At 75.7% G+C, this 8337-nt stretch carries 4 protein-coding genes; all 4 read right to left on the bottom strand.

The window, feature by feature from the left end; genetic code table 11:
• Positions 1–28 precede the first annotated feature (28 nt).
• The 4 genes from L7D48_RS06350 to L7D48_RS06335 all read right to left on the bottom strand — a co-directional run bounded on the left by L7D48_RS06350 (position 29) and on the right by L7D48_RS06335 (position 8286).
• Positions 29–1714, bottom strand: a complete 1686-nt coding sequence (locus tag L7D48_RS06350) for a succinic semialdehyde dehydrogenase (protein ID WP_237877891.1) — start codon at positions 1712–1714, stop codon at positions 29–31.
• A 179-nt stretch (positions 1715–1893) separates the two neighbouring features.
• A complete protein-coding gene (locus L7D48_RS06345; RefSeq protein ID WP_237877890.1) occupies positions 1894–4272 on the bottom strand; it encodes a serine/threonine protein kinase in 2379 nt (792 codons plus the stop codon).
• Between the two features lie 141 nt (positions 4273–4413).
• Complete coding sequence (locus tag L7D48_RS06340) at positions 4414–6363, bottom strand: serine/threonine-protein kinase (protein ID WP_237877889.1); 1950 nt, start codon at positions 6361–6363, stop codon at positions 4414–4416.
• A gap of 207 nt (positions 6364–6570) precedes the next feature.
• Positions 6571–8286: a glycerol-3-phosphate dehydrogenase/oxidase gene (locus L7D48_RS06335; protein WP_237877888.1), complete on the bottom strand. Its 1716-nt coding sequence runs from the start codon at positions 8284–8286 to the stop codon at positions 6571–6573.
• Positions 8287–8337 lie beyond the last annotated feature (51 nt).

Raw genomic sequence — 8337 nt, 5'->3', positions numbered from 1 at the left:
GGGACGGGGGTCGCGGGAGAGCGGGGCGTCAGCGGAAGCGGAACGCCTTCATCGCGCGCAGGGAGGCGCTCATGAAGGCCGCGTACTTCGCGTCGTCCATGCCGAGCGACGGGGCCATGGGCAGCAGCCGCTGGGTGGCGACGGTCTGCGCCTCGGTGTACTTGAGGATGCCCTCCGAGCCGTGCCGGCGGCCCACCCCGGACTCGCCCATGCCGCCCATCGGCGACTGGACGCTGCCGTAGGCGGCGGCGTAGCCCTCGTTGACGTTCACCGTGCCGGTGCGCAGCCGGGCGGCGATCTCGCGGCCCCGGCGGGTGTTCTTCGTCCAGACGCTGGAGTTGAGGCCGTAGGGGGTGGCGTTGGCCAGCGCGACCGCCTCGTCCTCGTCGGTGAAGCGGTAGACGGAGACGACCGGGCCGAAGGTCTCCTCGCCGCAGACGGCCATGGGCGCGGTGACGCCCTCCAGGACGGTCGGCTCGTAGAACAGCGGGCCGACGTCGGGGCGTGCCCTGCCGCCGGCCAGGACCCTGGCGCCCTTGGCGACGGCGTCGTCCACGTGCCGCACCACGTTCTCCAGCTGCCGTCGCGAGACGAGCGATCCCATGTCGGCGCCGTAGGCGAGCGCCGAGCCCAGGCGCAGCGCCCTGGTGCGTGCGGTGAACCGCTCCAGGAAGGCGTCGGCGATCGAGGCGTGCACGTAGAGCCGCTCGATGGAGATGCACAGCTGCCCGGCCGAGGAGAAGGCCGCTCGCACCGCGCCCTCGGCCGCGCGGTCGAGGTCGGCGTCCTCCAGCACCAGCATGGCGTTCTTGCCGCCCAGCTCCAGCGAGGTCCCCACCAGGCGGAACGCGGCCCGCTGGGCGACCTCGCGGCCGGTGCGGGTGGAGCCGGTGAAGGAGACGTAGTCGGCGTGGTCGACGACGGCCGGGCCGACGACCGGCCCCTCGCCGATCACGATCTGCCAGACCCCGGCCGGCAGCCCGGCCTCGATCAGCAGGTCGCGCGCCCACAGGGCGGTCAGCGCGGTCTCGGTGTCGGGCTTCATGACGACGGCGTTGCCGGCGGCGAAGGCGGGCAGCGCGTCGCCGACCGACAGCTCCAGCGGGTAGTTCCACGGGGCGATCTGCCCGACCACGCCCTTGGGGTGGCGCAGCTCCCGCACCCGGGTGAGCACCGGGATGGCGCCGGTGTGGTTGCGGGGGCGCAGGTACGCCGGGGCCTTGCGGCCGTAGTGGCGGGCGGCGACGGCGACCGCCTGCACCTCCTCGTGGGCGTGCAGCCGCGCCTTGCCGGTCTCCAGCTGGACCAGGTCCAGCACCTCCGACTGGCGGGCCAGCAGCAGGTCGTGGAAGCGCAGCAGGACGGCGGCGCGCTCGCGTACCGGCCGCGCCGCCCACGCCCGCTGCGCCTCGCGGGCCCGGGCGTAGGCCTCGGCGACCTCGGCGGGGGTGGATTCGGGCAGGTCGGCCAGCTTCTCGCCGGTGAAGGGGGTGTGGCAGGCGGTGCGGCCGCTGCCCGTCAGGCCGCGGGTCAGCCGGGCGACCAGCTCGCCGGTCACCACCTCGGCGGCGGTACGGGCGGCGGCGTGAGGGGTGGCGACCGGGTTGCCGGCCGTCGTGGGCACGGCGGGGGCCGCGGTGACCGCGGGAGCGTCGGGGGCGGTGCCCGTCGTCTGCGCCGCCCCGGTGGCGGCGGTACCTGGCGAATCCGTCATACCGGGGAGGGTACGGCGTGGGAAACCTTCTGTGTACCCGGCGGTAACCACTTTTCACGGAATCCGCCAGTGAACACTGGCACGGATCGCGCGCATACGGGCGGAGGCCCGGAGAACGGCCCGGGAACCGGCCGGGAACGGCCTCGGGCGCCGGGGCGGGCGGCCCGGCCGGGCGCGGCTCAGCCGGTGGCGCGGTAGGTGTCGGCGATCGTGTCGAAGACGCGGTCGATGTCGTCCTTCCGGCTCTCCGGCCCCCTGACCAGCACCGAGTGGTAGCGGCCCTCCAGGACGACCGCCCGGTCGCACATGTAGGTGCTGTCCGCGCCATCCCGCCAGCTGAACCGGCCCTCGGCCATCACCGTCCGGCCCACCTGTATCCGCCGCATCCCGGAACTGGTCGCCCAGTCCGCGGCGCGGTACGCGTCCAGCTCCCGCTGGTCGTCGGTGAGGTACGCCATCGGGTCCGAGCCGTACTCCTCGGTGGTGTCCCGGCCGGGCACCACGACGATCTCCAGGCCCCCGTGCGTGAAGACCGTCCGCCCCCGGCCTTCCGGACCCGCCCGCCGGGCGTCCTCGGGGAGCGCGATCCGGAAGCCGGACGCGTCCTCGTGCAGCTCGTAGCCGTCGAGCCCCTCCACCGGATCGCCGGCCTGCGGCCGCTCGGTGCCGGGCTCCTCCGAGCCCCCGGGCCCGTCCGGCCCTCCGGCCTCGTCCTCCGGCGGCGGGGCTTCCTCACCGGGCTCCCCCGGCTGCTCCGGCTGCTCCGGTTGCGCGCCCACGCTGCCGGGCCGCTGGTCGGCGCTGTTCCCGGAGGAACCGGCACCGCCGCCGGGCATGTACACGGCCGCGTACACCAGTGTCCCGGTCAGCAGCAGGAGGATCAGCCCGACCAGGACCATGCCCAGCCGGCGCGGCGACCTCTGCTTCCGGGCGCGCCGGTGCCGGGCGTGGGTGGCCACCGGGGACCGCTCCGCCCGCTTCCTGCGCACCAGCTCGCCCCGCCGCCTTATGATCGGCAGCCGCCTGGGGTCGGCGGGCCGGCCCGCCTCCAGCGAGAGCGGCGCGGTGACCGTGTGCAGCCCGACCTCGGGCTCGGGCGCGGAGCGGATCAGGGAGCGCAGCCAGCCGCCCAGTTCCTCGAAGTCGGGCCGCTCGGTCGGGTCCTGGCGCAGCAGCGACTCCACGACGGGCCGCAGCGCACCGCACTCCTCGGCGAACGCGGGCGGCTCGGCGCACACCATCTGCACCAGCTCGGCCACCGACTCCTCGGGGTAGGGGGCGTGCCCCTGGACGGCCCGGAACAGCAGTGCGCCCAGGCCCCACAGATCGGCCGCCGGGCCGACCGGCGGGGCCAGCCGCCAGTTCTCGTAAACGGGCCCGGCCTGCTCGGGGGCCCAGCGCTCGGTGACGGCGCCGACGATCGCCATCCTGGTCTGGCGGGCGCGCTCGGCGGCGAGCGCGGTGGTGGGGCCGCGGTAGCGGTCGCCGTCCTCCTCGCCCCAGCTACGCGCGGGCGGCGTCCGCTCGCCGTGCGGCTCCTCGCCGTATGCCTCGCCGTACGCCTCGCCGCCGTACGGGGCCGAGCCACCGGGGGGCACCGGGCGCAGGTCCCCGGCCTGCCGGCCGACCTCGCCCCTGCGCGCCTCGACCTCGGCCCGGGCCGCGGCGGCGCGCGTACCGGCCCGGTACGCGGCGATGGCGCCGCTGCGCGCGGCGCGCCCGGCGGCCGGGCCGCCGGGCTCCGGGCGCTCGCCGCTGCCGTGGGGCATGTGGTGGCCGTCCGCCCCGTACTCCCCCGCCTCCGGGCCCTCGTCGGCGCCGGGGCCCGCCAGTTGGCGGGGCACACCGCCCGCCGCCGGGCCCTGGCCTGCCCCCCGGTAGCCGGGCGGCAGGCCGGGAACGCCGGACTCGGGCACGTCGTCCGCCGGGCCGTCCGCGGGGCCGTCCACATGGCCGCGCGGCAGCACGCTCGGCGGCGCCGGGAGGGGGTCGTACCCGCACAGGGCCTCCTCCGCCGCGCCGGCGGCCAACCCGGTGAGCACGGCCCGGCCGTCGTCGCAGACGAGGACGGTGCGGGGGGTGATGTTGCGGTGGACCCAGCCGTGCGCGTGGACCGCGCGCAGGGCCGTGAGCAGGTCGGCCGCCAGCTCCGCCGCCCGGTGGGGGCTCAGCGGGCGCTCGGCCAGCAGGGCGGCCAGCGGCCTGGCCGCGACCAGTTCGCTGACGATCCACAGGCCGTCGCCCTCGACGAAGACGTCGAAGACCTGGTCGAGCCGCGGGTGGTCGGGTATCCGGGAGGCGGCCAGCGCCGCCTCCACCGCGCGCCGCACGGCGGGATCGGCCGGACGCCGCGTGGCACGGCCGGCGCGGTCGTGCCCGTAGCCGCCCCCGCCGAGGAACTCGGCCTCGACGACCTCCGGCAGCGGCACCTGGCGGACCAGCACCTCCTGCCCGCTGGCCGTGTCGTACGCGCGGGACTCCACCAGCTCGTACTCGTCCGACGGCGGACGCGGCAAGCGGTACCGCTCGGCCAGCAGCCGACCCGAGTACTCGTCCACGGCGCCCTCCCCACACGGACTGGTGCCCTACGGCCCGTCAGGATCCGTTCCCACCGGCCGGATCGCGGACGCACAGGGTCTGCGTACTATCACGATACGTGCCCGGGCGGCCTCGCGTCGCCCGTCGGCCGGTTGTCCGTCTCAGTCCCGGGGGCGGAACGTCCGGAACGCGGTCTCACGCACCGTGCGGCACTCCTCGCCGTCCCACTTCTCCGCCTCACAAGTGATCATGATGGCGTAGCCGTGGGTGTCGTCGACCCGGAAGCCGCGGTTGAGGACGCGCACCCGCTTGCCCTTCTCCACGCGCTCGAACGTCCAGTCCGCGACGGTCGGGTAGTCCCGCCACTTCACGGGCTTGATGTCCACCAGGGAGTAGCCGGTGCTGCTGCCGCGCACGGCGGGCTCCAGGGAGCGCCAGGCGCCCGCCGCGCTGTCCCCGGGGCTGCCGTTGAAGTCGACCTGGACCTTGGGGTAACCACCGCCGCGCGGGGCGTACTTGCCACCGGAGTTCCGGCCCGCTATCCCGGCGCGCTCGTAGCCCTCGGGCATGGCCATCGAGAAGTGGAAGCGGTCGTCGGTGACCTTCTCGTAGCCCTCGGGCAGCCCCTCGCCGCCCTGTCCGCCCTTGCCGCCGTCCTCGCCGCCTTCCCGCTTCTCCCCACCGTCCTCGTCGGCGGGCGGCTCGGAGGAGGGCTCGGCGGACGGCTCGGCGGAGGAAGCGCCCGGCCCGCCGTCCTTGCCGTCCTGCCCGTCCCCACCGGAGTCCTGCCCGGCCGTCGGGGCCGCGGACGTGCCGGATCCGGCCCGTCCGCCGGGCTCGTCGTCACCCGCGAACGCGACGGCCAGGACGGTGCCGAGCAGGGCCAGCACCACGACGGCGACCACCGCGAGCCCGGCGGGCTGACGCGCCATACGGGCCGCGCGGGCCACACCGGCCGGGACGGCGGTGGTGGCCGCGCTCCCGCCGGCCGCCCCCGGGGTGCCCGCGGCGGCCTTGCCGCCGGTCTTCTCCCCGGCCCCTTCGGCCTTCTCCTCCCCGGCCCTGTGCTCCTCGCCGCGCCCGGCCGAGGCGGCCGCGGCGGCGCGTACGGACCGCAGCGCCTCGCGCAGCCGCTCACCGCCCGTGCCGTTCGAGCCCGAAGCGCCGGACGCACCCGACGCACCGGACGCACCGGCGCCGGCCAGCGGGAGCACGGTCGTACGGGTGCCCTCCGGCTCCTCCTTCTTCTTCTCCTCGCCCCCGGCGCGCGGCCCGCGGGCCGCGCGCTCCAGCAGCACCCGCGCGCCAGGCTCGTCCAGCCGCTTGTCCGGGTCCTTGTCCAGCAGTCCGTGGATGACCGCCTCCAGGGCCCCGGCGCGCTTGGGGGGCTCCAGCGGCTCGGTCATCACCGCGGTCAGGGTGGCGATCGCCGACCCCTTGTCGTACGGCGGGTGGCCCTCCACCGCCGCGTACAGCAGCCCGCCCAGCGACCACAGGTCGGACGGCGGGCCGGGGCGCTGGCCGCGCGCCCGCTCCGGCGCTATGTAGGAGGGCGCGCCGACCAGCATGCCGGTGGAGGTGAGGGAGGGGTCGCCCTCGATCTGGGCGATGCCGAAGTCGGTGAGGACGACCCGGCCGTCCTCGTCGGCGATCAGGACGTTGGAGGGCTTCACGTCGCGGTGCAGGATGCCCTCGCGGTGCGCGGCGCGCAGCACGTCGAGGATCGCCAGGCCCACCTCGGCCGCCCGCCGCGGCTCCAGCGGGCCGTCCTCGCGCAGCACGTCGGCCAGGGAGCGGCCGTCGATCAGCTCCATGACGATCCAGGGGCGGTCGTCCTCGTCGACCACGTCGTAGACGGTGACGGCGCTGCTGCTGCGGATGCGCGCGATGGCCTTGGCCTCGCGCAGCGTGCGGGTGATCAGCCGGCGCTTCTCCTCCTCGTCGATGCTGGAGGGGAAGCGCAGTTCCTTCACCGCGACGGTACGGCCCAGGACCTCGTCCTCGGCCCGCCACACGGTACCCATCCCACCGCGGCCCAGGACGTCGCCCAGCCGGTAACGCCCGCCCAGCAGCCGTCCGGCCTTCTTGCCGCGGCCGTCCACGTCGCTCATGCGTCCCCTCACACTCAGCCCGCCCCAGCAGTGGCCCCATTCTCCCCCACGGGGCGGACCGCGGTGCACGCGGCCGGGGACACACAACCGGAACGGCGGTGCGCGGGGCCCGGGCTGACGCCCCGGCATCCGCGGACACGCCGGGCGCGTCCGCTCACCGCCCACGCGGCGGCCGCCGGTGACGGCCCGTCACCGGCGGCCGGGCCGTCACAGCGGCTGGAGCGGCACGATGTCCGGCGCGCCCAGGCGCGCGGCGTCGGCGGTCTGGTCGTCGGGCTGGCGCTGGGACTCCCGCTCGGCCTCGACCCGCTTGTGGTAGTGCTCCACCTCGCGGTCGATCTGCCCGGCGTCCCAGCCGAGCACCGGCGCCATCAACTCGGCGCACTCCCGCGCGCTGCGCGTGCCGCGGTCGAAGGTCTCGATGGAGATGCGCGTACGGCGGGTGAGGACGTCGTCCAGGTGGCGCGCGCCCTCGTGCGTGCAGGCGTACACCACCTCCGCCCTGAGGTAGTCGTCCGCGCACGGCAGCGGCTCGCCCAGGCTCGGGTCGGCGGCGACCAGTTCCAGCACCTCGTCGATCAGCGAGCCGTACCGGCCCAGCAGATGCTCCACGCGCGCCACGTGCAGTCCGGTGCGGGCGGCGATCCGGGCGCGGGCGTTCCACATCGCGTGGTAGCCCTCGGCCCCGACCAGCGGCACCTCCTCCGTGGTGCACTCGGCGACGCGGTGGTCGAGCCCGTGGACGGCCTCGTCGACCGCGTCCTTGGCCATCACCCGGTACGTCGTGTACTTGCCGCCCGCGACGACCACCAGGCCCGGCACCGGGTGGGCGACGGTGTGCTCGCGCGAGAGCTTGCTGGTGGCGTCCGACTCCCCGGCCAGCAGCGGGCGCAGTCCGGCGTAGACGCCCTCCACGTCGTCGCGTGTGAGCGGCACGGCCAGCACCGAGTTGACACGGTCGAGCAGGTAGTCGATGTCGGCGCTGGAGGCCGCCGGGTGGGCCTTGTCCAGGTCCCACTCGGTGTCGGTGGTGCCGACGATCCAGTGCCGTCCCCAGGGGATGACGAACAGCACGCTCTTCTCGGTGCGCAGGATCAGCCCGGTGGTGGAGTGGATGCGGTCGCGGGGCACGACCAGGTGGATGCCCTTGGAGGCGCGGACGTGGAACTGCCCGCGTTCGGCGGTCAGCCGCTGGGTGTCGTCGGTCCACACGCCGGTGGCGTTGACGACCTGCCTGGCCCGGATCTCGTACTCGCCGCCCTGCTCCAGGTCCTCCACCCGGGCGCCGACCACACGTTCGCCCTCGCGCAGGAAGCCCACCACACGGGCCCGGTTGGCGGCGTGGGCGCCGTAGGCGGCGGCGGTGCGCACCAGGGCGGCGACGTAGCGGGCGTCGTCCATCTGCGCGTCGTAGTACTGCAGGGCGCCCACCAGCGCGTCCTTGCGCAGGGCGGGCGCCACGCGCAGGGCCTGGCGGCGCGTCAGGTGCCGGTGGTGGGGAAGACCGCGGCCGCGGCCGGAGGCCGTGGCGAGCACGTCGTACAGCGCGACGCCGGAGCCCGCGTACAGCCGCTCCCAGCCCCGGTGCCGCAGCGGGTAGAGGAAGGGGACGGGCCTGACCAGGTGGGGGGCGATCCGCTGGAGCAGCAGCCCGCGCTCCTTGAGGGCCTCGCGCACCAGCGCGAAGTCCAGCATCTCCAGATAGCGCAGCCCGCCGTGGATGAGCTTGCTGGAGCGGCTGGAGGTGCCCGAGGCCCAGTCGCGCGCCTCGACGATGCCCGTCGACAGGCCGCGGGTCGCCGCGTCCAGGACGGTGCCGGCGCCGACCACCCCTCCGCCGACGACCAGTATGTCCAGTTCGCGCTCCGACATGCGGGCGAGCGCCTCGGCCCGCTCGGCCGGTCCCAGTGCCGCTGTCCTCACGACTGCCTCCCTGATATGCCGATGCCCCGGTCGATTGCCCGTCCGTGTGTC

This window comes from Streptomyces sp. ICN903 (assembly GCF_022015835.1).
Taxonomy (GTDB): domain Bacteria; phylum Actinomycetota; class Actinomycetes; order Streptomycetales; family Streptomycetaceae; genus Streptomyces; species Streptomyces fenghuangensis.
Note: the sequence above shows the minus strand (reverse complement) of the source record. Positions and strands in the feature narration are given on the sequence as shown.